Raw genomic sequence first — 22,616 nt, forward strand, 5'->3', positions numbered from 1 at the left:
GGCTCAAGTGTTGCTGTGAAACGCAATAACAATAAGTGTCATACTGATGAAGTGAAAGCGACGCGGCTTGAAAGTGACCTGCTTGGCGGTAGAAATATCCCAAATGAGGCCTACTGGGGTGTCCATACCCTCAGAGCAGTAGAGAATTTTCCAATCAGTGGAGTCCCGATCGGCCACTACCGATCACTAATAAGAGGCCTTGGCTTTATAAAAGAAGCTTCGGCGTCAGCCAACCTAAAACTTGGAGTCATAACTGCCGAAATCGCAGATCCAATAATCAAGGCTTGCATTGAAGTTAGAGACGGCAAGTTTGATGATCAGTTTGTAGTGGATGCGATTCAAGGCGGTGCCGGAACATCAACAAACATGAATGCAAATGAAGTCATCTGCAATCGAGCTTTAGAAATTGCCGGCTTTGAAAAAGGCGAGTACCAGCACATTCACCCGCTGAACCACGTGAACGCGTCTCAATCAACCAACGATGTTTATCCGACTGCAATAAGGGTTTCGATGATCATTGAGATAAGGGCATTACTGGAGGAGATTGCATTCCTTCGTTCGACCATCGATAACAAGGCAGAAGAGTTTTCTGAAGTCCTGAAGATGGGTAGAACGCAGCTTCAAGATGCAGTCCCGATGACTCTTGGTCAGGAATTTGCCGCTTGGTCTCAGACGCTTAGCGAGGATGAGGGCCGTCTACAGGAAATGATTCCTTTGTTGAGTGAGATAAATCTTGGCGGCACAGCCATCGGAACAAAGCTAAACACTCCTACCGGTTACTCGCAGCTGGTGACAGACGGGCTTAGTGAGATTTGTGAACATAAGTTCTTTCCTGCTGTGAACCTCATCGAGGCAACCAGTGACACCGGAGTTTTTGTGTCGGTCTCAAGCACCTTCAAGCGCTTTGCCACCAAGATGTCCAAGATCTCAAATGACCTCAGATTGCTTTCATCAGGTCCTAGGGCTGGCATCAACGAGATAAACCTTCCTGCGAGGCAAGCCGGGTCTTCGATCATGCCCGGCAAGGTAAACCCGGTAATTCCTGAGGCGGTAAACGAGATTGCCTTCACGGTGATCGGAAACGACCTAATAGTTACGATGGCGGCCGAAGCTGGTCAGTTGCAGCTCAACGCATTCGAGCCAATTATCGCAAGGTCGTTGATGATGAGTGTTGTATACCTTCGTCAAGGCTGTCACATTCTTGCCAAGTTCTGCATCAGCGGAATCACCGCCAATGTTGAGCACCTCAGGCTTACGGTTGAAAACTCAATTGGCCTCGCCACCGCACTTGCTCCGAAGCTCGGTTATGAAAAGACCTCTTTGATTGCCAAGCACGCGGCCGAGATGAACATGTCGGTCCGGGAAGCAGTGATGGATCTGGGTCTAATGACCGAAGAAGAATTCAATGCGCTTCTAGGTGACGTTAGAAAGCTAACAGGCCAGGACTAATTTCGCCGCCAGCTAGATAAAGCTGGCCACTGCCCAAGTTATTAGGGGCGCAAGGACTAGAGCGGGCAGCATGTCTGCGACCGACACCATTCTGATTTGCAAAACCCTGAGTCCGGTTCCTAGCAGTAGAACCCCACCGGTGGCAGTAATTGACGCCACAAGCGCATCGCTCATGAGAGCTCCGGCGCTCGCAGCTAATAGGGTCAATAGCCCCTGCCAGATACCGACTGGAATCGCTGCAAATGCAACGCCCCACCCAAGTGCTGCCGCGAAGGCAACCGAGGTCAAACCGTCCAGGGTGGATTTCAGAGCTAGGACATCAAAACCTTGCCCTAAGCCATCCTGAAGTGCTCCGAGCACAGCCATGGGTCCAATTGTGAAAAGCAAAGAGGCATTGACAAAGCCCTCTATGAATTTTTCTTTATCTCCGCCTCGAGAGGCTTTTAGCTGGAGCCAAGTGCCGAAGTGGGAAAGGCGTTGCTCAATCCTGAGCATTGAACCAAGAACGCTGCCAAGCACCAAGGATGCCAAAACCACTAGCAGGGTTCCTGCGGAACTGACCGCAGCTACAAAAGAAGTATCCGTGAGGGCTATCAGGTTGAGGCCACCGATAACCAGCACCACCAAACCCAGGGCATCGGTCAGCGTGCGGGAAATGTTTGCAGGAAGTCTGTGACCAAGACCTACGCCGATGCCTGCGCCAATCAAGATGGAAAAGACATTAATGATTGTTCCCAAGGTCACCTTTTCTTATGATTCCGGTAAGAATCAAAAGACTACTTAATAGCTGACTAGTCTTTTTTCTCCTGGAAGCTAATCGATACAGAGTTGATGCAATAACGGTTACCCGTTGGAGTTTGTGGCGCATCGTCGAAAAGGTGGCCTAGGTGGCTACCGCACTTCGCACATCTGACTTCAGTTCTCACCATGCCGTGAGCGCGATCCTCCAGGTACTCAATAGCCTCGTTCTTGAGAGACTTATAAAAAGAAGGCCAGCCGCAGTGTGAATCAAATTTTGCTTCTGCTTCGAAGAGCTCAGCGCCACAACCTCGGCAGCTGTAGGTGCCCACTCGCTTTTCTTCCAGGAGATCTCCGGTGTAGGCGCGTTCGGTTCCTGCCAAGCGCAAAACCTGATATTCAAACTCGGAAAGCTCTTCGCGCCACTGCTGGTCGGTCTTGAAAATTTCGTATTTCAATCAAAATCACCTCTTCAATACTTTATAACCGTTGGGTAACACATTCCATACCGAGAAATATCGCTGTCTTTTTTGTGTGGAATCCCCTAGAGTGGGTCAGGTCGAGCTGTGACCGAGGTTAAGCTTGATGCATTTGTGAGTTACGCAAATGGAACAAGCAACAGGAGCAGCAAAAATGGCACAAGGAACCGTAAAGTGGTTTAACTCTGAAAAGGGCTTTGGATTCATCACTCAGGATGGCGGACCGGACGTATTCGTTCACTTCTCCGCAATCGAGTCAGATGGATACCGCGAACTTCGTGAGAACCAGCGAGTTGAGTTCAACGTTAAAGATGGGGACAAGGGTCCTCAGGCTGAAAACGTAGTTCCAGTCGCATAAGTAGTAAAAAATTCGAACACCGGTAGCTTTTGCTGCCGGTGTTCGCTTTAACCTGAGGTAACTGTTTTTAACCTGAGGTAACTGTTTTCCTCGATTTATTTGCACTCAGAGCATTAGAGTGCTAAAACTTTATTAGCACTCTCGAACCGGGAGTGCTAATCCCAGTCTTGAATTCAAACGGAGAAGCCCAAATGGCAAAAATTATTCACTTCAATGAGGAGGCCCGTCGCGGTCTCGAGCGCGGCCTGAACATTCTGGCCGACACCGTCAAGGTAACCCTTGGACCACGTGGTCGCAATGTTGTGTTGGAGAAAAAGTGGGGCGCACCTACTATCACCAACGATGGCGTTTCAATCGCCAAGGAAATTGAGCTAAGCGATCCGTTCGAAAGAATTGGTGCTGAGCTAGTAAAGGAAGTTGCCAAGAAGACAGACGACGTGGCCGGAGACGGAACTACCACAGCGACTGTTCTAGCTCAGGCGCTTGTTAAAGAGGGCCTAAGAAACGTCGCAGCAGGAGCTGACCCAATCAGCCTGAAGCGCGGCATCGAAAAGGCTTCTGACGCAGTTATCGAAGCCTTGATCAAGATGGCCGTACCCGTAGAGACCAAGGAGCAGATTGCGGCAACCGCGTCTATCTCCGCTGGTGACTCAGTCATTGGTGACATCATCGCCGAAGCAATCGACAAGGTTGGTAAAGAGGGTGTAGTAACCGTCGAGGAGTCAAACACCTTCGGTATTCACTTAGAGCTAACCGAGGGAATGCGCTTTGACAAGGGTTACGTTTCTGCATACATGGTCACCGACCCGGAGCGCCAAGAGGCAATCCTGGAAGACGCCTACGTATTGATCGTAAACAACAAGATTTCTAACATGAAGGACTTGCTTCCAATCGTTGACAAGGTCATGCAGGCTGCAAAGCCACTTTTGATCATCAGCGAGGACATTGAAGGCGAAGCTCTTGCAACTTTGGTAGTAAACAAGATCCGCGGAATCTTCAAGTCAGTCGCCGTCAAGGCTCCGGGCTTCGGAGATCGTCGTAAGGCTATGTTGCAGGACATCGCGATTTTGACCGGTGGCCAGGTTATCGCCGAGGAAGTAGGCCTAAAGCTTGAGAACACAGAGCTTTCAATGTTGGGACGCGCTCGCAAGGTCGTAATCACCAAGGACGAGACCACCATTGTTGAAGGAGCTGGCGACAGCGACCAGATCAAGGGACGCGTCGAGCAGATCAGACGCGAAATCGCAACAACGGATTCTGACTACGACCGTGAGAAGCTTCAGGAGCGCTTGGCGAAGCTTGCCGGTGGTGTTGCAGTCATCAAGGCTGGAGCGGCCACAGAGGTCGAGCTCAAGGAGCGTAAGCACCGTATTGAGGACGCCGTTCGCAATGCTAAGGCTGCAGTCGAAGAGGGCATTGTCGCCGGTGGTGGAGTAGCACTACTTCAGGCTGGAAAGCTGGCTCTAGACAAGCTAAAGCTAAAGGGCGATGAGGCAACCGGAGCAAACATTGTTCGCGTTGCAATCTCTGCTCCTCTAAAGCAGATTGCCATCAACGCTGGCCTAGAGCCTGGTGTCGTTGCCGAGAAGGTCGCTAACTTGCCAGATGGTGAAGGACTAAACGCTGCAACTGGCGAATACGTCAACATGCTAAAGGCCGGTATCAACGACCCAGTCAAGGTAACTCGCTCTGCTCTGCAGAACGCGGCCTCAATCGCTGGATTGTTCTTGACCACCGAGGCGGTTGTGGCGGAAAAGCCAGAACCAGCAGCGGCAATGCCTGCTGACCCAAGTGGCGGCATGGACTTCTAAAGTCAATCAGTACTAAAAGTAACGGGATGGCCTAGGCCATCCCGTTACTTATTTAAGCTGATTAGTTACTTGATTGCTTCCTTGGGAGCTCAAGTACGAAAGTAGAGCCACCGTCTGGAGTTTCTTTCGCTCGAATTTCTCCGTGGTGAGCAGTAACGATTGATTGCGCGATTGCCAGGCCGAGTCCAGATCCTCCGGTGCTGCGGTTTCTGGAACTGTCTGCTCGATAAAAGCGCTCAAACACCTTGCCTCTAAGCGGTTCCGGGATGCCCTCACCGTGGTCGATTACCTTGATGCTCAAGTTCTTGCCGCCTGCGTCAATCTCGAGGCTGACTTCCGATCCGGCTGGAGCAAAGCGCGAGGCGTTGGCAACAAGGTTTGTTAGCACCTGCTTTACGCGGTCAGAATCCACCTCGGCCACAAAGTCCCTACCCGATCTGACAACGCGGAAGTTGACATCCTGGTTTGCAACCGAAGCATCTTTTATTACTAGATCAGCAAGCTTGGCTAGGTCGGTCTCCACCAGATCCAGATTCCCACTTTCATCCATGCGAGTGAGGGTAAGCAGGCTCTCGACGAGGCCCGTCATGCGTACCGCTTCACTTTCGATGCGCTGCATGGCTTCAGCAACATCCTGTTTTTTGGTAATTGCCCCCATTCGGTAAAGCTCCGCGTAGCCTCGAACCGTTACTAGCGGTGTGCGAAGCTCATGGCTGGCGTCCGAGACGAACCTACGCATTTGCTCAAGCGTTTTATCCCGGCCGGTGACAGCGCCCTCGATGCTGTCAAGCATGCTGTTGAGGGCATTATTCAATCTGCCAATCTCAGTCTTTCCGTGTTTAGAGAGTAGACGAGATGAAAACTTTCCTGCCTGAACCGCCTCAGCCGTTCGCTCGACTTCTTTTAGCGGCCTTAGCGCTGAGGTGATTGTCAGCCATATACTGAAGCCCGAAAGCACAACCAAGAAGATTCCAAACCTGCCGCCAATCACTGCGTACTCGGCCAAAATCTCTTCGTTTGAATTTGTTGGCAATGCAATAACCACTGAGCCCCTTGCAAGCTGGAGAGGGACAGCAACCATTCTCCACTCGGTTCCCATGCGTCTTGAGCTTTCGACATCAATGTCAAAGGGGGCGCCTTGGGTTGCCATGACGGTTTCAAGCGTGAGGTTTGAAAAGTTTGGAATTGCTCTACCACCACCGGTCGAGGATATAAGCCCAAGAAATTGATTGCCGTCTGCATCCAAAATGGCGATGTAGTAGTCGCTGGGTAGCGAGGGAAGAGCAAGCTGTCCTGACGAGACCATCGCTTCAAGCTTGAGAGGGTCCTGAGTTCGCAGCTCGTTGGCTGTTGTGATCAAAAGAGTGTCAGTGCTTTGTTGCAGGTAGGTGCCTAAAAGCGCGATTGTCCCTGCGCTCGAGACTGCCAAGAGCATGCCTATTAGGCCAACCGATAAGGATGTTAGTTTTGCGCGAAGCGAGATTCGCGCCCAGCCTGAAAGAAACTTCTGCTTCACGAATTAGCCCTTTGGCCCCTTGAGCATGTAGCCAACACCACGCTTGGTGATGATCAAAGGCTCCTGGCTAAGAGGATCTAGCTTCTTGCGAAGGTATGAAACGTAGCTTTCGACGATTCCCATCTCACCATTGAAGTCGTATTCCCAGACGTGGTCAAGAATTTGTGCCTTGGTTAGAACGCGATTGGGGTTGGTGGCTAGATAACGAAGCAATTGGTACTCGGTGGGGGACAGGTCCACTACCTGCGCTCCAACGGTTACCTCGTGGGCGTCTTCGTTGATTGAAAGCTCTCCGACCGTAATCATCGAACCGTCTTGCCCGTCCTTACTGGTTCTTCGAATTATTGCCGAGATGCGTGCCATGATCTCGTCCAAGCTAAATGGCTTCGTCACATAGTCATCGCCGCCGACCGTAAGCCCGGTGACTTTATCCTCGGTGTCATCGCGAGCGGTCAAGAACAGAATAGGGACTTCAATACCCATCCCTCTGATTTTCTTGGTGACACCGAACCCGGAAATATCTGGAAGCATCACGTCGAGTAAGACTATGTCGGGCTTGGTTTCGGTAATCATATTGATTGCGTCGGTTCCGTTAGCCGCAGTGGCAACTTGGTGCCCGGCGAAACGGAGACTTGCTGAGAGCAAGTCACGAATGTTCGGCTCATCATCTACAACTAGAACTTTTAGTATTTCCATGCTCCTAAGTGTGTGATAGTTTGCTGGAAGTTGTCTGGGAGTTGCCTCTTACAGGTTTTCCGCGTCAATAATCTCGTAGGAGTAACCCTGCTCAGCCAAAAAACGCTGGCGGTTTTGAGCAAAGTCTTGCTCGACGGTGTCGGCCGCAACGATTGTGTAGAACGCAGCAGACCTGCCGTCTTGTTTTGGGCGAAGCAACCGGCCTAGTCTTTGAGCTTCTTCCTGCCTTGAGCCAAAGGCGCCCGATATCTGAATTGCAACTGATGCTTCCGGCAGATCCACTGAGAAGTTTGCGACCTTTGAAACTACCAACGTGCTAATTTCACCGTTCCTGAAGCTTCGGAAAAGTTCCTCACGAACATCAACTGGCGTTTCGCCTGTTAGCTTTGGGACCCCCAAGCCCTCTGCCACTTCGGCTATCTGGCTCAAATATTGTCCAATTATTAGAGTCGGCTCACCCTTGTGCTTCTTAAGAATCTTGCGCATTATCTCGAGTTTGGCGGTTGCCGTCGAGGCGATGCGGAAGCGGCTTTCTTGGTCGGAGATTGCATATTCCATTCGCGCTTCATCGGGCAATGAAACCCGAACTTCAAAGCAGTTCGCTGGTGCAATGTAGCCTTGCGCTTCAATGTCTTTCCAAGGAGCGTCGAAACGCTTTGGACCAATTAAAGAAAACACATCGGACTCTCGACCATCTTCTCTAACCAATGTGGCCGTTAGCCCAAGCCTTCTTCTTGCCTGAAGGTCGGCGGTCATTTTGAAAATTGGCGCGGGTAGCAGGTGCACCTCATCGTAAATAATCAGACCCCAATCGCGCGCGTTTAGTAGCGCCAGGTGGGTGAATTCATTTTTGCGCTTGGTTGTCAGGATTTGATAGGTGGCTATTGTCACTGGGGCAAGATTCTTACTACTGCCTGAATACTCGGCGATGTCCTCGTCGGTGAGGCTGGTTTTTTCAAGTAGCTCGTCACGCCACTGTCTGGCTGCGACGGTGTTGGTTACCAAGATCAGAGTGTTGGCCTTCACGTCCGCCATGATGGCCGCGCCAACCATAGTCTTGCCGGCGCCACAGGGCAGCACTACAACCCCCGAACCTCCAATCTCGAACTTGTCTGCGGCTTCTCGTTGGTATCCGCGTAGTGACCAGTTTTGTTGGTTGAGTTCGATTGGATACGGTGCACCTTTGGTGTATCCGGCGTTGTCGTTGGCGGGCCAGCCGAGCTTGAGTAGCTGCTGCTTTAGTGCTCCTCTAGCCCAATCTCTGACCCGGTAGCCATTTTCGATTTCGCCTTCTAAGAGCTCGGCGACTTTTGAGTTGGAACTTACTTCGGCCAGAACTACCCTGGAATCTGAGGTGAGGATAAGGCCCTGGTCATCTCTGGCGATCTCGAGTTTTCCAAAGCGTGCAATGGTGTTTTCAATTTCCGAGGACACCAGCTGAGGTATGTCAAACTTTGACCATTTTTTCAAGGAGCTGAGAATGTACTCGGCGGTGTGTCCGGCTGCCCTAGCGTTCCAGAGACCAAGTTTGGTTATTCGATATGTGTGAATGTGCTCTGGAGCACGCTCTAGTTCTGCAAATATTGCGAGCTCATGACGAGCTGTTGTGGCATCCGCGTGGTCGGTTTCCAAAAGCACGGTTCTGTCGCTTTGAACAATCAGGGGTCCTTGAGACATCCTTAAACTCTAAACCAGCAGCACTGACTGGATACGCGATATCGGAAGGGTGCGCTCAGCATCTTTGAGCTGGTCCTTGCCCCTAAGCCGACCTGCTGCAACGCCCAATACTGAAAGCGTGAACTGTTTCGCGTCACCATCCTGCATCTCAACCGAAATCTGAACCATTATTTTGTTCTTTTGGGCGAACAACAATTGACGCATCACGTCATCACCGCCCATTTGGTTCTTTTCTCCGGAGATTAGCGAGGCAACCCTTGAGGCAATTTCGTCTTCCTTGGGGATTTCTGGCGTGGCCGAAACTGGCACTCTGGGCGATTGAACGTTTCCCTTGTCATCAAACATCACTGCCGCATATCCGGCGTCCCTTAGGTTGAAGTAGACAAGATCCGCGCCAAGCCTGCTGCCGAGTTGCCCGCTGGCAATTGGCTGAAGCATCAGCCCGCGAAGTGATTGCTCGTTTGAAATCTGCGTCAGCAAGATGGTGTCGGTGGCCTCGACAATGGTGCCTTCTTTTCTAGACAAGATTTTGAGTTGTCCAAACCGGTCACCGGTCTGCTGAAGAACATATTCAACCGGCTGAGGCAAGCCTTTGCTTCCGGACTTTAGAAGTACCTCCGTAATCTCGGCAATGCTCATGCCAGTTTCCATGGCGTGCGAAATGCTAAGGCTTGAAATCCGGAATCTGGATGCTAATCCAAGGTCCTCAGAATCCGCAAAGGTGTCTAGCTTTCGATGAAGACTTGTTGAAATTGGACCAGGTGAAACAATGCTTAGATCCGCTTGCACCAATAGTTTGTCCTGAATTTCCGGCAAGTTCTTGGCTATGTCCTTGGCTGCCTTTTCGACAGAGCCAAGAGTTAGCGGGTAGAGGGCGTTGTCGAAATCAGTCAAACCCAAGTCTGCTCCGTACTCGAGCAGTTTGATGTTTGCCAGGTTTGCTAGCGGGTAAGCCGTGGATATTTGTTCTGTGATTGGTCCTTCATGAATCTTGAGTACCGGCAGGTCCCAGCAAGACTTAGCAAGCATCAGCCAAGCCTGGCTTCTCTCTAGCTCCAGCCACTCCATGCCAAGCGTTGTTGCCACCCAGCGAGACTCGTTCTGACCAATAAGACCGGCTTCGAGGGCTAGCTGAAAGATACGCTGAACGTCTTTTGGTGCAATCTTTAGTTTGAGTGCGATTTCTTTTGCGTCTTGAGAGCGGATGCCTGCTCTAATGACATCGAGCCAGTGGCGTTCGCACGCGAACAATAACTCTGTAATGCAGATGAGGCTCTCATAGGCAGTTAGGTAAGAACCGTGACGATTTGCCGGCTTGTACTTCGCGATCTCAAGTTCCCTACCTAGGCTCGCGGCCTCAGGAAGCGCCGATTTGGTCGCTAAATTTTGAGACCTCAAGTGGGCGGTGGTCTTTTCGCTTCTCAGCGCCTCTAGTTCTGAGGCTGGGAGTGCGCGAATTTTCGGCTCCAGCTCTCTTCTGGAAAGCAAGACCCGACTCAGATCAAAGTAGTCATCGCATCCATGGCCATGACCGAGTGAGTTTTCCAAAGTATGGCTAAGTTCTTCAACATTTTTTGCTCTTAGCTGTGATGCAAGTTCGAGTATCGAAGACACTAATCCCTATTTTCTTTCGTACGTCGAATGATTGACACAATCAGCATGCTGATGATTATCAGAAAACCGACGGGCAATCCGATGAGCGGCAATTGGGCGAAAAACACTGGGAAACTGTTGAAGCCAAGGGCGCTTAGGCCCAAGGTAAGTAGCATAAATACAATTGAGACACCAATCACACCAACAGCCATATAGGCCAAGGTAGTTTCGATTTGGGGTCGCTTTTGATTTTTAGCCATCAGATAACTCTAACCTTTCAGATACACTAAACGCCGACCAGTTGAAAGTAGGAAGCATGCCGACCGGCAAAGTAAAATTTTTTGATGACGAAAAAGGCTTCGGCTTTATCGCGGGCGATGACGGCACCGAGGTCTTTTTGCACGCCAGTGCTCTTCCGGCGGGGACCGAAACAATTAAGCCCGGGAGTCGCGTCGAGTTTGGAATAGCCGACGGTCGCAAGGGTGCTCAGGCTTTATCCGTCAGGGTTCTAGAAGTGCCGACGCTAACATCGCCAAATCGCAAGCCAGCCGAAGACCTGGCAATCATTACCGAGGACCTAATTGGTCTTTTGGATCAAGTCGGCGGAAACCTCAAGCGAGGCAAATATCCGGAGGCTGCTCACGGCAAAAAAGTAGCGCAATTATTGCGCAGGGTGGCGGAAGAGCTTGAAGGCTAAAAACCAAGAGATGGCCATTGAGCTTTTGAAGGCCGAGCTTCCAGAATCAAGCTACGGCGAATTCATAAGCGAGACCGAGCCGACCAAGGGTGTCATTGAACTTCGCTACCTCTGCAACATGCGCGGGTATAGCGGTTGGCACTGGCTTCTTACTCTCACTCAGATCGATAAGCGAAAAGCGGCAACGTTTTCAGAGCTCAATTTGGTGGCTTCGGAGGACGCTCTTCTGGCGCCAGAATGGGTGCCGTGGTCAGAACGGCTGAGCGAGTTTAGGAAGCAACTACGTGCAGAAGGTAAGGCTAAGACTGACGCCGAGGCCGACGAGCTAATTAAGGCCCTAGTCGTTACGGATGATATAAAGTCCGATGACTCCGAGGGAAATTCCGACCGTGGAAGTGTGCAGCCACCACTGAAGACCCGCGTCCGTCAACGCCGGATAAAACACAGCGAGCCCGACGAAGACTAAGAGCCAAATTATTAAACCCGCTCTGATGATCGGCTTTGAATCCAAAGCCTTAGGGGTTGGCTCAGCTTCTCGCTCGCTCAGTTTCAGGTAGAAACGCATTTAGATTCTTTCTAGCACGTATTCAATTGATGCGATTAGTCTTTCGACTTCCGATGGTTCCGTGGAGACAAAAGTTGCCACCCGAAGCTGATTCTTTCCAAGCTTTCGATACGGTTCGGTATCGACAATGCCATTATCTCGAAGTATTGAAGCAATCCCGAGGGCATCGATCGAATCATCAAAGTTGATAGTTGCCACGACCTGAGAGCGATGTGCTGGGTTTTCAACAAACGGCTTGGTCACTTCGGTTTTCTCGGCCCAGTTATAAAGCAGGTCGGAGCTTTGTCTAGTTCTACTATCCGCCCAAGCCAAACCGCCGTTGTCATTTATCCACTGAACTTGATTGTTGGCAAAAAATATCGTCGCGAGCGATGGGGTATTCAGCGTGAAATTTTGCCTTGAATTTTCAAGTGCTAATGCCAGGCTCAAAATGTTTGGGATGTAACGTCCGGATGAGGCAACCGCTTCAATCCGACCAATAGCCTTGGGTGAAACAAGAGCAATCCAAAGGCCTCCGTCAGAGGCCAAGTTCTTCTGCGGTGAAAAGTAGTAGACGTCGGTTTGCTTCGGGTCAAAATCTATTCCGCCAGCAGCACTTGTGGCATCGGTGAGCATCAGGGCGTTTTCGTCAGCACCCTTTACGCGCTTGACATCAGTAACAACCCCCGAGGAAGTTTCGTTGTGCGGGTAGGCGTAGACATCGACACCCTCTTCGGCGATGAGGTCACCTCGAGATCCAGGGTCAACCGAGATGACGGTTGGGGCTTCCAGCCACGGTGTGTTGAGAATATTCGCAAACTTATTGCCGAACTCACCATGAACTAGGGCCTGACCCTTTTGTTCAACAAGCGAGAAGGTCGCGGCATCCCAGAATGCGGAGGCGCCACCGTTGCCCATAATTATTTCGTAACCTGCCGGAGCGTGGAACATGTCCATTAGGCCCTGCTTGAAATCTCCAACTAAGTTTTTTATTGGCCCTTGGCGGTGACTGGTTCCCATGAAGTGCTGGCCGAAATCCTCAAAAGCTCTGAGTTGCTCGGGCCGCATCCGAGACGGCCCACAACCGAATCTTCCGTCTAGGGGTTTGATTGAGTCTGGGATTACGATATCTGACATAGCCTCAAGTTTAGTATTGCAAGTAACCGACCAGGTTTAGCGACGAAGAGGGATTGATGACTGACCTCATTGACACAACCGAAATGTACCTCAAGGCAATTTATGAGCTCGAGGAAGAGCACATTCCGCCAATGCGAGCAAGAATTGCCGAACGCCTAGACCACTCCGGCCCAACTGTTTCGCAGACTGTGGCCAGAATGGAGCGAGACGGTCTTCTTCGCTTATTGGATGACCGCCAACTGCAGTTCACTGATGTTGGGCGCCTCACCGCTGTCGAAGTTATGCGCAAGCACCGTTTAGCTGAGCAACTTTTGCTCGAGGTAATTGGGCTCGAGTGGTCAGACATCCACGACGAGGCTTGTCGCTGGGAGCACGTCATGAGCGAGTCAGTGGAGAGAAAACTTATCGGTCTTCTAAAAAACCCAAGTGTTTCGCCCTTTGGAATGCCAGTTCCGGGCCTTGAACTTTTAGGGCTGCCACCCGCTGACATCAGGGAGTGCTTCGCACTATCTTCCCTAGAGCCGGGGGAGTACGAGATTGTGAGAATTGGAGAACCGCTACAGCTGGACGGATCGTTTTTGAATCAGCTGGCTGAGTTGTCGCTTTTGCCGGGAGCCAAAGTCACGTTGTCCACCCAGGAGCAGGGATGGCTTTTGGTCTCAACCGGCCTGAGCGAAGGGTTGCTAGTTGACACAGGGATTGCACAGCATCTGTTTTTAGGTGTTTCTAAAGTTTTGTAGTTAGAATTTGGGCAGTAGAACCAAAGAAAGTTTTTCAGAGGACCCCTATTGATTTCAACCAGTGCTGACGATTTGCTCAGCAGTCGTAGAAACCTGCGACTCAGCGAACGAAAAAGAACTGCAAAAGTGCAGCGACACTCGCTGCGAACGTTTATGACAATGCTTGCCTCCACGGGCCTCATGGCAACCGCAGCACTTCCCTCTTACGGTTTCGCACCTGAAGTAACGGCCGCTTCCGGTCTTGCCAGAGAATCCGAGATGGTTCAAATCTCAGCCCCGAGCCAAGGCCTATCGGTTGCGACAGTCAGGGCTGTTGAGTTCACTCGAGGAGACTACGCTCCGGCAGAAGCCTCCGAATTCCAGGTTGCATCAAAATCAAGGATTTATTATTACGAAGGCCCTAGGGCCGCAGACTACTTGGCTAGTCCACGATTTACGGACATCTCCAGCGCGAACCTGATGAAGTCTTCGGCTGAACTAGTTGGGACCCCTTACGTATTCGGCGGTCAGACTCCCGGAGGTATTGACTGCTCTGGTTATGTGCTTTTTGTTTACTCTCAGTTTGGTGTTGACCTCCCGCACAGCGTTTACCAACAAGCAAAGTTGGGAACCAAAGTTTCAGCCGAGGAAGCTCTTCCTGGTGACCTAGTTATTTTCAATGACTTCTCTCACAACGGCATCTACGCTGGCAATGGCAACTTCTATCACGCCCCTCAGCCCGGCGACCGCGTGAAGTTGGCCCCAATTTTCACTGATCGATATCACTTCATCCGAGTTGCGGAAATCCAGAACTAGAAAATTAGCTAATTTCCACTTTTCCGCCTAAGCGTTTCTAACCAAAAAATCCTCATATCCCGCATAATGTTTTTATAAAGTATTGATTCTTGATCTTCGGGGAAGGAGTGCAGATGCCAGCGAGCATGCCAGCCACGTATGGCAACTGGATACATCTGTGCCAGCACCCCTGTATATCTATCTGGGAGAACCTACGCGTCGCATTATTGCGGCGCGTTTTTTATTACCCGGGGTCAATTCGGATGCCAGCAGGCCGTGCTGGCGATTTCGATCGGAGATAACCATATGCGCACCCTTGTTCTAAATGCAGGCTACGAGCCGCTGGCTGTTGTGTCTTTTAAGCGAGCCTTAGTTTTAGTCCTAAATGAGAAAGCCACCGTCTTGGCGGGAATAGATAACGAAGTAGTTCGAAGCGCCAGCCAAGAATTTGAGATGCCCTCAGTTATTTTGCTTTCGAGATACGTCCGAATTCCCAACGCTAGAAGGGTTCCAGTTTCTAGAAGGGGAGTGCTAAGGCGAGACTCTCAGCGTTGTGGATACTGCGCCGGTCCCGCGAACACCATCGATCACATCATGCCAAAATCTCGAGGAGGCAAGGACACCTGGGAGAACCTGGTGGCTTGTTGTCTCGAGTGCAATAACTCAAAGGGAAACCGCACTCCGGCAGAGATCGGCTGGAACTTGAAGGTGCTACCAAAGATGCCAACTGGAACAGTTTGGAGCGTCAGAGGATCTGACAGGCCGCTGCCACAGTGGAGTGAGTTCTTGGCTCTGCAAAAGCAGGCTGCCTAACTAAATTTGACAATGTCAAAAATCTTTTACATAATGTAAGAAATTCTTTACATTGGAGCGAAATGAATCATCAAGAAAAAACCGTCTGGGCGGAACTCTTTGCAAACTTCGCAGTGCTTATTGGCTACTCGGCTTGGCTTTTGGGTCAGCTGGCACAAAAAGATGTAAGTGAGATTGAGTACGGCTGGGTGCTGGTCTCAGTTTTCTTGCTGAACATTTTGTTTTCTATCGTGACCCAAATTGTTCTAGTTGTTTCGGCGCACGTCGCCCCAGTGATCGCTGCTCACGTCGGTCCGGTCATCGCAGAAAGGACCGGCAGGCCGATGCCCCTTGAGGTTCCCGCAGTTCAGAACGACACTCGAAGTCCTGGCCTAGTGGATGTGCGGGACAAGGACATAAGAAGCCGCTCTAATACAACAGGCATGAACATAATGAGCCTGGTAGCCCTAGCAGCTCTAGCCTTGGCCGCTTTCGAAGTTGGCTTTTTTGAAATTGCACACGTTCTGTTCTTCGGCGGCCTAATGGCGAGCGTCGCGATGAACATCGCAAAAATTTGGTTTTACCGCAAGGGTGTCTAGGTGACTCGTCCAACGAAAATAACCAATCAGGTTCGCCTGCACCGCGTGGCCAAAGACCTGACTCAGGAGCAACTTGCAAGTCAGCTTGGAGTATCGAGGCAAACCCTGATAGCCATAGAGAACGGAAAGTATTCGCCGTCATTAGAGTTCGCATTCGCGCTTGCAAAAGCGCTTGAGGTTCAGATCGGTGAGCTTTTCAGCTATCCGGGATAATGTTGCGCCATTTACTGAGCACTGGTGACAGCCAACTCGGGTTCGCCCAAACTCATTTAATCGTCTCGCAAAGAGCTAGACTTTTTTTGTGGTGAGACACGCAGCACTCAAAGTCAAGCGGCCAAACAAAGGAAGTCAAAATGGACTCAACTGCACTTGTAGGAACCTGGAACACCTTGAGAAAAAGCATCATCAACTCGCAAATGTCATCGGTTATCATGCTGGCGGTCGCTCTTTATTTGGTAGCAACCGGAACATTTATTGGAGCAAGCACTGAAGTAAAGCTGTTCGCAGTAACGGTCTTAGTTACCACTGGCGCGCTGTCTTTGATAAATCAGTTCGCAGCCATTCGAGAGGGATCAGCGTTGATCAAGGACATGAAGGCTTCGGGTTCCGCACTCGAAACCGCCATTGCCTCCTCGGCCCGCTTCGTTAGCCTGACTCAAGCAGCAATGGCAGTTTTCGCTGCAGCAACAATCGTTTTGTTTGTAGTGGCTATTTACTAACCACTAGACAAAAAGCTTTAGGGCGTGATGACCTTGCGGTTGTCACGCCCTTTTGCATGGTCAGTATTTTTTTAGAAAAAGTGGCCCCGAGGTGAATCGAACACCCGACACACGGTTTAGGAAACCGTTGCTCTATCCACTGAGCTACGGGGCCAGCAGCCGTAATAGGTTACTAGCTATTAGACAAGACCAAATTTCTTGGTCTTGAGGTGCAACGGGCTTGCTGTAAAAAATCCTGTTGGAATTAATGGATCCTGGCCGTCAGGTTCCTAAATTCCTTCGTTAGCAGGCAGTTACTGCTTAGCGGGCAAGGCAACCCTGTGTTTCTTGGGTTCGCTTCTAGTATTTTCCTCGTGGAACGCAATGAGTTACTAGAGCTTTGGCATAAGCAGCGACTGAGCATTGGCGGTACTAACCCGCTGGTTCAGTTCGAATTATCTAGCTTCGGGCAAGTTGATCTGAGTAGGGCGCACCCGGGGGGACTGGCTCAATTGGCTTCGGCCAGAAGCTCTACTATTTCTAACTTGATGAGAGACGGGGTTGCTCAGTCTCGGGCCCTGACAACTTCTCGAAGAGTTCTAAAAAAAGCTCAGAGAATCGAGCGTAATTTTGGGATTGATGCTCTGTTTATCGCCGGGGGTATGGTTTCTATCGGCCAAACCAAGATGCCAATCTTGTTATGGCGCAGTCACCTAATACCAAAGGGCGAAGATTTTGAATTGCGAGTGGACTCAACACCGAGGGTAAATCCAGCTTTGGTAAACGTGATCAAGACTTATAGAAGTGATTTTAGAATCTCAGACCTGATAGCCGTGAGCCAAGGTCAAACTGACCTGATCCCAACCGGTGTTCTTTCTTTAGTCTCCGAATTGATTCAGAGTCCAGATGTTGAAATAGAAAAGCTTTTGGTGCTGGGAAACTTTGTGCCAGACCTAACCTTGGTCCAGCAGCTTGAACTAGAAGACTCATCTGCTTCGATTTTGCGTCTTACGGGCAAGGAACCTGCGCCTGCCATTGAGAATCTGACAAAGCCCGCCACCTTGGTTCTGAATGCGGATGCAGACCAGCAGCAAGTGCTGGAGCGTGCACTAGCCGGCAACAGCTTTGCGGTGGAGACGCTTCCGGGCTGTGGTTATCTTCAGACCGTAGTGAACCTGATTGCTAACCTCGCGGTATCCCAAAAGCGCGCTTTGATTATTGCCCCTCGTCAGCAGACGCTTGATGAAGTTGCGGAGCGACTAAGCGCTTCGAAGCTGCCGGGCTTAGCGGTTCGGCAAAGTGATAGTTGGAGCGACACCGTTGCGGCAATTTCAAGAAACGAAAAAGCTACCCCGGGCAATCTCAAATCGGCCAGAGACTTGGTTGCTAGCAGACAGCTGGATGTCGAGCAGTACTTCTCGGTGGTTCAGTCCAAGGAAAACAGCCTTGGCGTGAGCGTTATCGAAGCTCTTGAAAATTTAGCGACTTTAGCTTTGCTTCCTTCAGCCCCAGTCAACAACGCCAGAATTAAACCCGAGATTTTGCCGACGATTCGCAATGATGCGGCTGAGCTTCTCAGCCGTGCGCATGAGGCCGGATTGTTTGCAACCTCTCCTCAAGACGGGCCGTGGTTTCAGGCGAAATTCGATTCTGAAGCGCAAATCAGTGATGCTTTGGTTGCAGTCAGATCGATTGCGGGCGAAGAGTTTCGAATACTTAGGTATCAAATAAGCCTTTACCTGTCCGACTTGAACCTTTCGCCGAGCAAAAAGGTTGAGGATTGGTCCCTCAGGCTGAATCTACTAATTGGAATTCGAGAGACGCTAGATAAATTTAAGCCAGAAATATTCGATCGGTCTCTCCAGGAAATGATCAGTGCGACCGCCTCAAGGTCGGAGCGAGGCGAGCTCTCCGGAGCGCAGCGCAGGAGATTTAGAAAGCTGGCAAAGAGTTACCTTCGACAAGGGGCCGCGGTTGCGAATCTGCACCAGGCCCTGGTCGAAGCCGAAAGACAAAGAGCTACCTGGTCACAGCTGAATCTAACTCAGGCCCCACCGACTGTTCCGCTCGGGCTAGGCGATGTGCAGTCAAAGTTCCAGCAAATCTATAGAGTGCTTGAGGTTTTGCAGCGACACCTGAATCCGGACCCGGACCTATCGCTTTTGACCCGAATGGACTTAGATCAACTGGCTGTCATGCTTGAAGATTTAGCGACCAAAACTGAGTCCCTAGATCACTACATGCAACGGCTGCCAATTTCTAAAGAGTTGGTGGAGATAGGTTTGGGGCAGTTCACCAAAGAAGTCAGCAAGTCCAGGCCAGAATTCGAACTGCTTCAGAAGGAGTTCGAGCTCACCTGGTGGCAGTCTGCGCTGGAGGCAATCATTCAGTCTGACTCAAGAATTTTGGAATACACCGCCGAGGCGATTGCATCGCTGGAGAGTGACTTCGAGAAAGCAAACGAAGACCTTATCGCTCAGGGGCTTTTGGATGTGAGGCATCAATTGGCAGAGGCTTGGCACGAAGTAATAGCTAAGCAACCTGCGCAGGCCGATGCCCTGAGGGCTCAACTCAGAACCAAAAAGCTAGAACTCAAGGCCGCCTCTCAGGTGGGTGGAGATTTGTATAGGACGCTTGTTCCAGCTGTTTTGGTCTCACCTTACAAAATTCACGAACTTGACCCAGCTGAAAAATTCGACTTGGTTATAGTTCTGGATGCATCTTCTACGGGGCTGGCTGAGTCTCAACAGGCGATATCCATAGCCAATCAGGTGATTGCTTTTGGAGACCCAGTTATTGCCACTCCCGAGAACTTTGACACCGTGGCAAGGGCGAACCAGGCTCACGTTGAAGCGGACCGGGGATCAGTATTTGATTTGGTGTCGGAAGTATTCGGCTCCTTGGCGATCAGTCGGAATTATCGAATCGAAGGCCAAGTGCTCGGGAAGTACTTGAACGATAATTTCTATGATTCTCGTCTGGTGCTAGAGCCTGCAGCTGGGCAACTTTCTGGATCCCATAATTTCGAGCAGATAGAAGTTACCGAGGATGCCAACGCGTCAAGCACAATTGAGGGATCTACTGAGTCCATAGATTCTGAGGTTAGCAAGGTCGCCGAGTTGGTAATGAGCCACGCTAGATGGACTCCGGAAGACTCCCTCATGGTCGTGACCGCATCTCGAACTCATGCTGAACGCATTGACCAATTGGTTCGTCAAGAGACCCATAAGCAGCCTCAGCTTGCCGAGTTTTTCGATGCACACGGGAGAGAAAAGTTTGAGTGCATCAGCATGAGCGAACTGACTCACCGGCTGGCTGATCGAGTGATCTTCTCGGTCGGGTTTGGCCGCACGCCAGAAGGCAAAATCTCTGGAACCCTGGGGGATTTCAATTTCCAAAATGTCAGTGGCTGGATGGTGAATCAGATTGTCTCGGCCAGAAAACGCATGACAGTTGTTTCTTGCTACAACTTTGAAGACTTTGCCGCCGGGGGACTGCCGGAGAATCAGCGTTGGCTAAAGGATCTGATCGCACCGAGCTTTATGAGTGATGTTTCCGAGGGCCAAGCAGACCCGTTGCTCAGGGATTTGGCTCGCAGGCTTGAGAAGCTCGGGCTAAAAGTCGCACTGAATTTTGGCGGTCGCATTGGTTTGGCTGTTTCGTTTGGCACAAAAGCAGCGGTTGTCGACCCGGACTGGGCGCTCGTGGGAGACAGCTGGGACGAAAAGCTTCGAGTAAGACCCGGGTTACTGAGAGCCATGGGCTGGGACTACCAGCGCATTCACGCTCTTGAGATCTTCGCTAAGCCCCAGGATGTGGCGAACCGAATTGCAATGTCACTTGGGGTCGACCTTATTAGTCGGGCTCAACCGCTATTTGAAGATCGAGCCTTTGAGGACACCAGCGGTGCATGGGGTCATGAAAACGACTCGAATGATGACAGGCTAAGAGACGATAAGCCTCCGCACTGGGGTTAGTTCGACTGCTTAGCTGTCGGTGGAACTGGGTCTCGCGGGGGCAGAGTCGTTCTTATAAAACCCCGAACCCTTGAAGCTGACCCCAAGGTTTCCAAATTGCTTCCTCAGTTCCCCTGAGCACTTCGGGCAATTCTCTAGCGCTTCCTCAGCAAAAGTCTGATGCATCTCGAAGGTATGCTCGCATGCCTTGCATACGTAGGTGTAAGTCGGCATTTGTCCTCCGCATAGATTCTAACCAGACTAAATTGCAATCAACCTGGTTGGGGTGACAATCCCGTTGACTTTCTTGTCGTGGGGGTCGTTGGGAACAAGCTCCAACACTTCTGAGTCAAAAACAACAGCGAAAATATTTGTGCTGGCGACATTCTCGAGCCATCGGTCATAAAAGCCCTTACCTTTGCCGAGCCTGTTTCCAAGAAAGTCCGCCGCAAGAGCTGGAACAAGAATTAGATCAAGGTCGCTAGAAAGTATTGCCGAGCCCGTTGGTTCCATGATTTTAAACTTGCCTGCCCTAAGTGGTTCTTGAGCAAATTCAAGCTTGTCGTGGACCACTCTTGGAAAATAAAGGCTTGAGCTTTCGGCCGCCCAATCATTGAAGGACTTTAGATCAGGCTCGTTTTCAAGAGGGCTGTAGCTTGCAATTTTTGTGGCGTCGGTCTTTTTGGCAAGTCTTTGAAGTTGTTCGAACAGTCCGATGGATGACTGTGGGCGTTGTGAGTTGATGATCTTTCGGAGTTCCGACTTGGCGCTTGCAGTATCCATAGCGGTAATCTTGCCAGCGTGCAGAGATTTCCTCCATTGACTCACGGTGATATCACGCTTCGGGCTCTAGCCAAGCGAGACTTTAGGGTGCTTCGAAAGCTACTGATAGCCGACAGGGAATGGCTGATTCCCTGGGAGGCCACCACGCCAGGGATTCGCTACCCGCTGGACGTTCGCTGGATGATTCGTTCCTTGATGTCGCAGGCCAAAAAGGGAGCCGGGTTGGCGCTAGTCATGGAGCATGAAGGCAAGGTCGTTGGGCAATTGAATGTGGCCAACATTCTTTTCGGCTCAGTTTCTTCGGCGACCATTGGCTACTGGATAGCTAAAAACTCTGCCGGTAAGTCAATTGTTCCGATATGTGTGGCTATTGCCATAGATCACCTCTTCACCGAATTTGGTCTCCATCGGGTCGAAATAGATATTCGCCCCGAAAACACGGCATCGTTGAGAGTTGTTCAGAAGTTGGGCCTTCGACAAGAAGGAACCAAAGAGCGATTTATTCACATCGATGGTCATTGGCGCGACCATAATATTTTTGCCATCACATCGGAAGAAATAAAAGGCTCTTTACTGTCTAGAGTTCAAAACACGGGCGGTCAATAGCCTGTTTTTACCAACCGGGACATATCTTGGTACTCATGGAAAACTCGGCGGGACTAGGTGGCATAACTCTTGTTGTCGCAGCCGTGGTCTGGTTGTTTATCTTTGTCCCAGGATATACAAAGCGCTCTCAGATCAAAGAGACGACCAAACTCATTCAAGCCGCTCGGCGCACAGAGGAAAAATCTAGAGTGCTGACCGATGATGATCGACTCAGAAGACTGATCTCAACTCAGCGTGGTTTTTCGATCATCTTTATCTTGGCAACACTCGCCGCAATAGCCTCCGTGGTCGCAGCGACTGCTCAAAATTCATGGTGGTTTGGTTTTGCAATCGCCTTCCCTCTGAGCTTGGGTTCCTTGATCATTCAGCGTGCAGCCGCCAGCCAGGCCGCAAAGCTAGCGGGAAACATTCACCGAGCTAGACAACGAGTCCGAGCTAATGCCTCCAAAAGCCAGGCGCAAATGGCGAAGGACAGGCAGTGGAGTCCTAACCCGCTACCCGATCCAATGCCAGAGGTAAAGAGGGGCGAACTCGTCCAGCCTTTGGCGGAAGTAATCGAAATTTCTGCACCAAAAAAATCGTTGGCTTCAAAAGAAATCGACGAGATTCTGGCTCGTCGTCGGGCAATCTAGTCAAAGACCTCTAAGCTTTCAATCGTCCATCCCAACCAAAACGGAGACCCTCATGAGCCTGCTTGACTCAATCAAGAATCTTTTCACACGCACCGGCAAAGCTGCTTCCAGCTCCGCTGCAACCGTCGCACACGAAGCTCGTGACGCCGCCAAAGAAGTAGCTGCAGAGGCATTGGCCGAGGTTGAAAAAGTCGCCACAAGGGTCGCGAAGACCGCCGCAACCGCCAAGAAGCCAGTAGCCAAGAAGCCAGTAGCTAAGACCACTGCTGCAAAGAAGCCAGCAGCTAAGACCACTGCTGCTAAGAAGCCAGCAGCTAAGACCACTGCTGCTAAGAAGCCAG

25 protein-coding genes, 1 tRNA gene and 1 pseudogene are annotated in these 22,616 nt (G+C 50.8%); 15 read left to right on the forward strand and 12 right to left on the reverse strand.

What is annotated here, in order from left to right:
• Positions 1-15 precede the first annotated feature (15 nt).
• Positions 16-1,449, forward strand: coding sequence for an aspartate ammonia-lyase (locus IMCC13023_RS00770; protein ID WP_249859667.1), 1,434 nt, complete (start codon positions 16-18; stop codon positions 1,447-1,449).
• A gap of 12 nt (positions 1,450-1,461) precedes the next feature.
• Here IMCC13023_RS00770 and IMCC13023_RS00775 read toward each other — a convergent pair whose 3' ends face one another.
• Together IMCC13023_RS00775 and msrB are read right to left on the reverse strand one after the other, a co-directional pair.
• The gene (locus tag IMCC13023_RS00775) at positions 1,462-2,193 is read right to left on the reverse strand and encodes a DUF554 domain-containing protein (protein ID WP_007540209.1); all 732 of its coding nucleotides are present in this window, start codon (positions 2,191-2,193) and stop codon (positions 1,462-1,464) included.
• A gap of 47 nt (positions 2,194-2,240) precedes the next feature.
• Positions 2,241-2,645: a peptide-methionine (R)-S-oxide reductase MsrB gene (gene msrB / locus IMCC13023_RS00780; RefSeq protein ID WP_007540211.1), complete on the reverse strand. Its 405-nt coding sequence runs from the start codon at positions 2,643-2,645 to the stop codon at positions 2,241-2,243.
• A gap of 175 nt (positions 2,646-2,820) precedes the next feature.
• Here msrB and IMCC13023_RS00785 point away from each other — a divergent pair, with 175 nt between their 5' ends.
• A complete protein-coding gene (locus tag IMCC13023_RS00785; protein ID WP_040324712.1) occupies positions 2,821-3,024 on the forward strand; it encodes a cold-shock protein in 204 nt (67 codons plus the stop codon).
• A gap of 191 nt (positions 3,025-3,215) precedes the next feature.
• Positions 3,216-4,835, forward strand: coding sequence for a chaperonin GroEL (groL, locus tag IMCC13023_RS00790; RefSeq protein WP_040324752.1), 1,620 nt, complete (start codon positions 3,216-3,218; stop codon positions 4,833-4,835).
• Between the two features lie 61 nt (positions 4,836-4,896).
• Here the strand turns inward: groL and IMCC13023_RS00795 are convergent, their stop codons facing one another.
• The 5 genes from IMCC13023_RS00795 to IMCC13023_RS00815 are packed head-to-tail and all read right to left on the reverse strand — an operon-like array spanning position 4,897 to position 10,577.
• Complete coding sequence (locus IMCC13023_RS00795; protein ID WP_007540218.1) at positions 4,897-6,351, reverse strand: sensor histidine kinase; 1,455 nt, start codon at positions 6,349-6,351, stop codon at positions 4,897-4,899.
• Positions 6,352-6,354: 3 nt separating this feature from the next.
• Complete coding sequence (locus IMCC13023_RS00800) at positions 6,355-7,047, reverse strand: response regulator transcription factor (protein WP_007540220.1); 693 nt, start codon at positions 7,045-7,047, stop codon at positions 6,355-6,357.
• Between the two features lie 48 nt (positions 7,048-7,095).
• Entirely contained in the window at positions 7,096-8,724 is a 1,629-nt protein-coding gene (locus tag IMCC13023_RS00805) for a DNA repair helicase XPB (protein ID WP_007540222.1), read from the reverse strand.
• 9 nt (positions 8,725-8,733) lie between these two features.
• Complete coding sequence (locus IMCC13023_RS00810) at positions 8,734-10,338, reverse strand: helicase-associated domain-containing protein (RefSeq protein ID WP_007540224.1); 1,605 nt, start codon at positions 10,336-10,338, stop codon at positions 8,734-8,736.
• Complete coding sequence (locus tag IMCC13023_RS00815) at positions 10,338-10,577, reverse strand: hypothetical protein (RefSeq protein WP_007540226.1); 240 nt, start codon at positions 10,575-10,577, stop codon at positions 10,338-10,340. Before IMCC13023_RS00815 ends, IMCC13023_RS00810 begins: the two co-directional genes overlap by 1 nt.
• A gap of 56 nt (positions 10,578-10,633) precedes the next feature.
• On the opposite strand from IMCC13023_RS00815, the gene IMCC13023_RS00820 reads away from it, so the two are divergent.
• Together IMCC13023_RS00820 and IMCC13023_RS00825 are read left to right on the forward strand one after the other, a co-directional pair.
• The gene (locus tag IMCC13023_RS00820; protein WP_007540228.1) at positions 10,634-11,014 is read left to right on the forward strand and encodes a cold-shock protein; all 381 of its coding nucleotides are present in this window, start codon (positions 10,634-10,636) and stop codon (positions 11,012-11,014) included.
• Positions 11,015-11,024: 10 nt separating this feature from the next.
• Positions 11,025-11,480, forward strand: coding sequence for a DUF3027 domain-containing protein (locus IMCC13023_RS00825; RefSeq protein WP_502685258.1), 456 nt, complete (start codon positions 11,025-11,027; stop codon positions 11,478-11,480).
• On the opposite strand, the pseudogene IMCC13023_RS07440 reads toward IMCC13023_RS00825, so the two are convergent.
• Positions 11,424-11,579 (reverse strand): annotated as a pseudogene (locus tag IMCC13023_RS07440) (hypothetical protein); the annotation flags it as partial. The gene IMCC13023_RS00825 and the pseudogene IMCC13023_RS07440 overlap by 57 nt on opposite strands.
• The gene (gene serC / locus IMCC13023_RS00830) at positions 11,580-12,695 is read right to left on the reverse strand and encodes a phosphoserine transaminase (protein WP_040324713.1); all 1,116 of its coding nucleotides are present in this window, start codon (positions 12,693-12,695) and stop codon (positions 11,580-11,582) included.
• A gap of 56 nt (positions 12,696-12,751) precedes the next feature.
• On the opposite strand from serC, the gene IMCC13023_RS00835 reads away from it, so the two are divergent.
• From IMCC13023_RS00835 to IMCC13023_RS00860, 6 genes are all read left to right on the forward strand, one after another.
• Positions 12,752-13,435, forward strand: coding sequence for a metal-dependent transcriptional regulator (locus tag IMCC13023_RS00835; RefSeq protein WP_007540231.1), 684 nt, complete (start codon positions 12,752-12,754; stop codon positions 13,433-13,435).
• Between the two features lie 126 nt (positions 13,436-13,561).
• Positions 13,562-14,230: a C40 family peptidase gene (locus IMCC13023_RS06930; protein WP_249859669.1), complete on the forward strand. Its 669-nt coding sequence runs from the start codon at positions 13,562-13,564 to the stop codon at positions 14,228-14,230.
• 285 nt (positions 14,231-14,515) lie between these two features.
• A complete protein-coding gene (locus tag IMCC13023_RS00845; RefSeq protein ID WP_040324714.1) occupies positions 14,516-15,022 on the forward strand; it encodes an HNH endonuclease in 507 nt (168 codons plus the stop codon).
• A 62-nt stretch (positions 15,023-15,084) separates the two neighbouring features.
• Entirely contained in the window at positions 15,085-15,600 is a 516-nt protein-coding gene (locus IMCC13023_RS00850; protein WP_007540234.1) for a hypothetical protein, read from the forward strand.
• Positions 15,601-15,813: a helix-turn-helix transcriptional regulator gene (locus IMCC13023_RS00855; RefSeq protein WP_040324715.1), complete on the forward strand. Its 213-nt coding sequence runs from the start codon at positions 15,601-15,603 to the stop codon at positions 15,811-15,813.
• Positions 15,814-15,953: 140 nt separating this feature from the next.
• Positions 15,954-16,319, forward strand: a complete 366-nt coding sequence (locus tag IMCC13023_RS00860; RefSeq protein ID WP_040324716.1) for a hypothetical protein — start codon at positions 15,954-15,956, stop codon at positions 16,317-16,319.
• An 81-nt stretch (positions 16,320-16,400) separates the two neighbouring features.
• Here IMCC13023_RS00860 and IMCC13023_RS00865 read toward each other — a convergent pair.
• Positions 16,401-16,473, reverse strand: a tRNA-Arg gene (locus IMCC13023_RS00865).
• A gap of 199 nt (positions 16,474-16,672) precedes the next feature.
• Here IMCC13023_RS00865 and IMCC13023_RS00870 point away from each other — a divergent pair.
• Positions 16,673-20,275, forward strand: coding sequence for a hypothetical protein (locus IMCC13023_RS00870; RefSeq protein ID WP_007540238.1), 3,603 nt, complete (start codon positions 16,673-16,675; stop codon positions 20,273-20,275).
• A 9-nt stretch (positions 20,276-20,284) separates the two neighbouring features.
• On the opposite strand, the gene IMCC13023_RS07145 is transcribed toward IMCC13023_RS00870, so the two are convergent.
• Both IMCC13023_RS07145 and IMCC13023_RS00880 read right to left on the reverse strand, forming a co-directional pair.
• A complete protein-coding gene (locus IMCC13023_RS07145; protein ID WP_040324718.1) occupies positions 20,285-20,488 on the reverse strand; it encodes an FmdB family zinc ribbon protein in 204 nt (67 codons plus the stop codon).
• A gap of 27 nt (positions 20,489-20,515) precedes the next feature.
• Entirely contained in the window at positions 20,516-21,037 is a 522-nt protein-coding gene (locus IMCC13023_RS00880) for a 5-formyltetrahydrofolate cyclo-ligase (RefSeq protein ID WP_007540239.1), read from the reverse strand.
• A gap of 18 nt (positions 21,038-21,055) precedes the next feature.
• On the opposite strand from IMCC13023_RS00880, the gene IMCC13023_RS00885 reads away from it, so the two are divergent.
• From IMCC13023_RS00885 to IMCC13023_RS07280, 3 genes are all read left to right on the forward strand, one after another.
• Positions 21,056-21,643 (forward strand): GNAT family N-acetyltransferase, encoded by a 588-nt coding sequence (locus tag IMCC13023_RS00885; RefSeq protein WP_007540241.1) that lies wholly within the window; start codon positions 21,056-21,058, stop codon positions 21,641-21,643.
• Positions 21,644-21,678: 35 nt separating this feature from the next.
• Complete coding sequence (locus IMCC13023_RS00890) at positions 21,679-22,275, forward strand: hypothetical protein (RefSeq protein WP_007540243.1); 597 nt, start codon at positions 21,679-21,681, stop codon at positions 22,273-22,275.
• A 52-nt stretch (positions 22,276-22,327) separates the two neighbouring features.
• A partial coding sequence (locus IMCC13023_RS07280; RefSeq protein WP_081478815.1) for a hypothetical protein occupies positions 22,328-22,616 on the forward strand: 289 nt, incomplete at its 3' end.

Origin of the sequence: Candidatus Aquiluna sp. IMCC13023 (genome assembly GCF_000257665.1) — a bacterium.
Classification (GTDB): domain Bacteria; phylum Actinomycetota; class Actinomycetes; order Actinomycetales; family Microbacteriaceae; genus Aquiluna.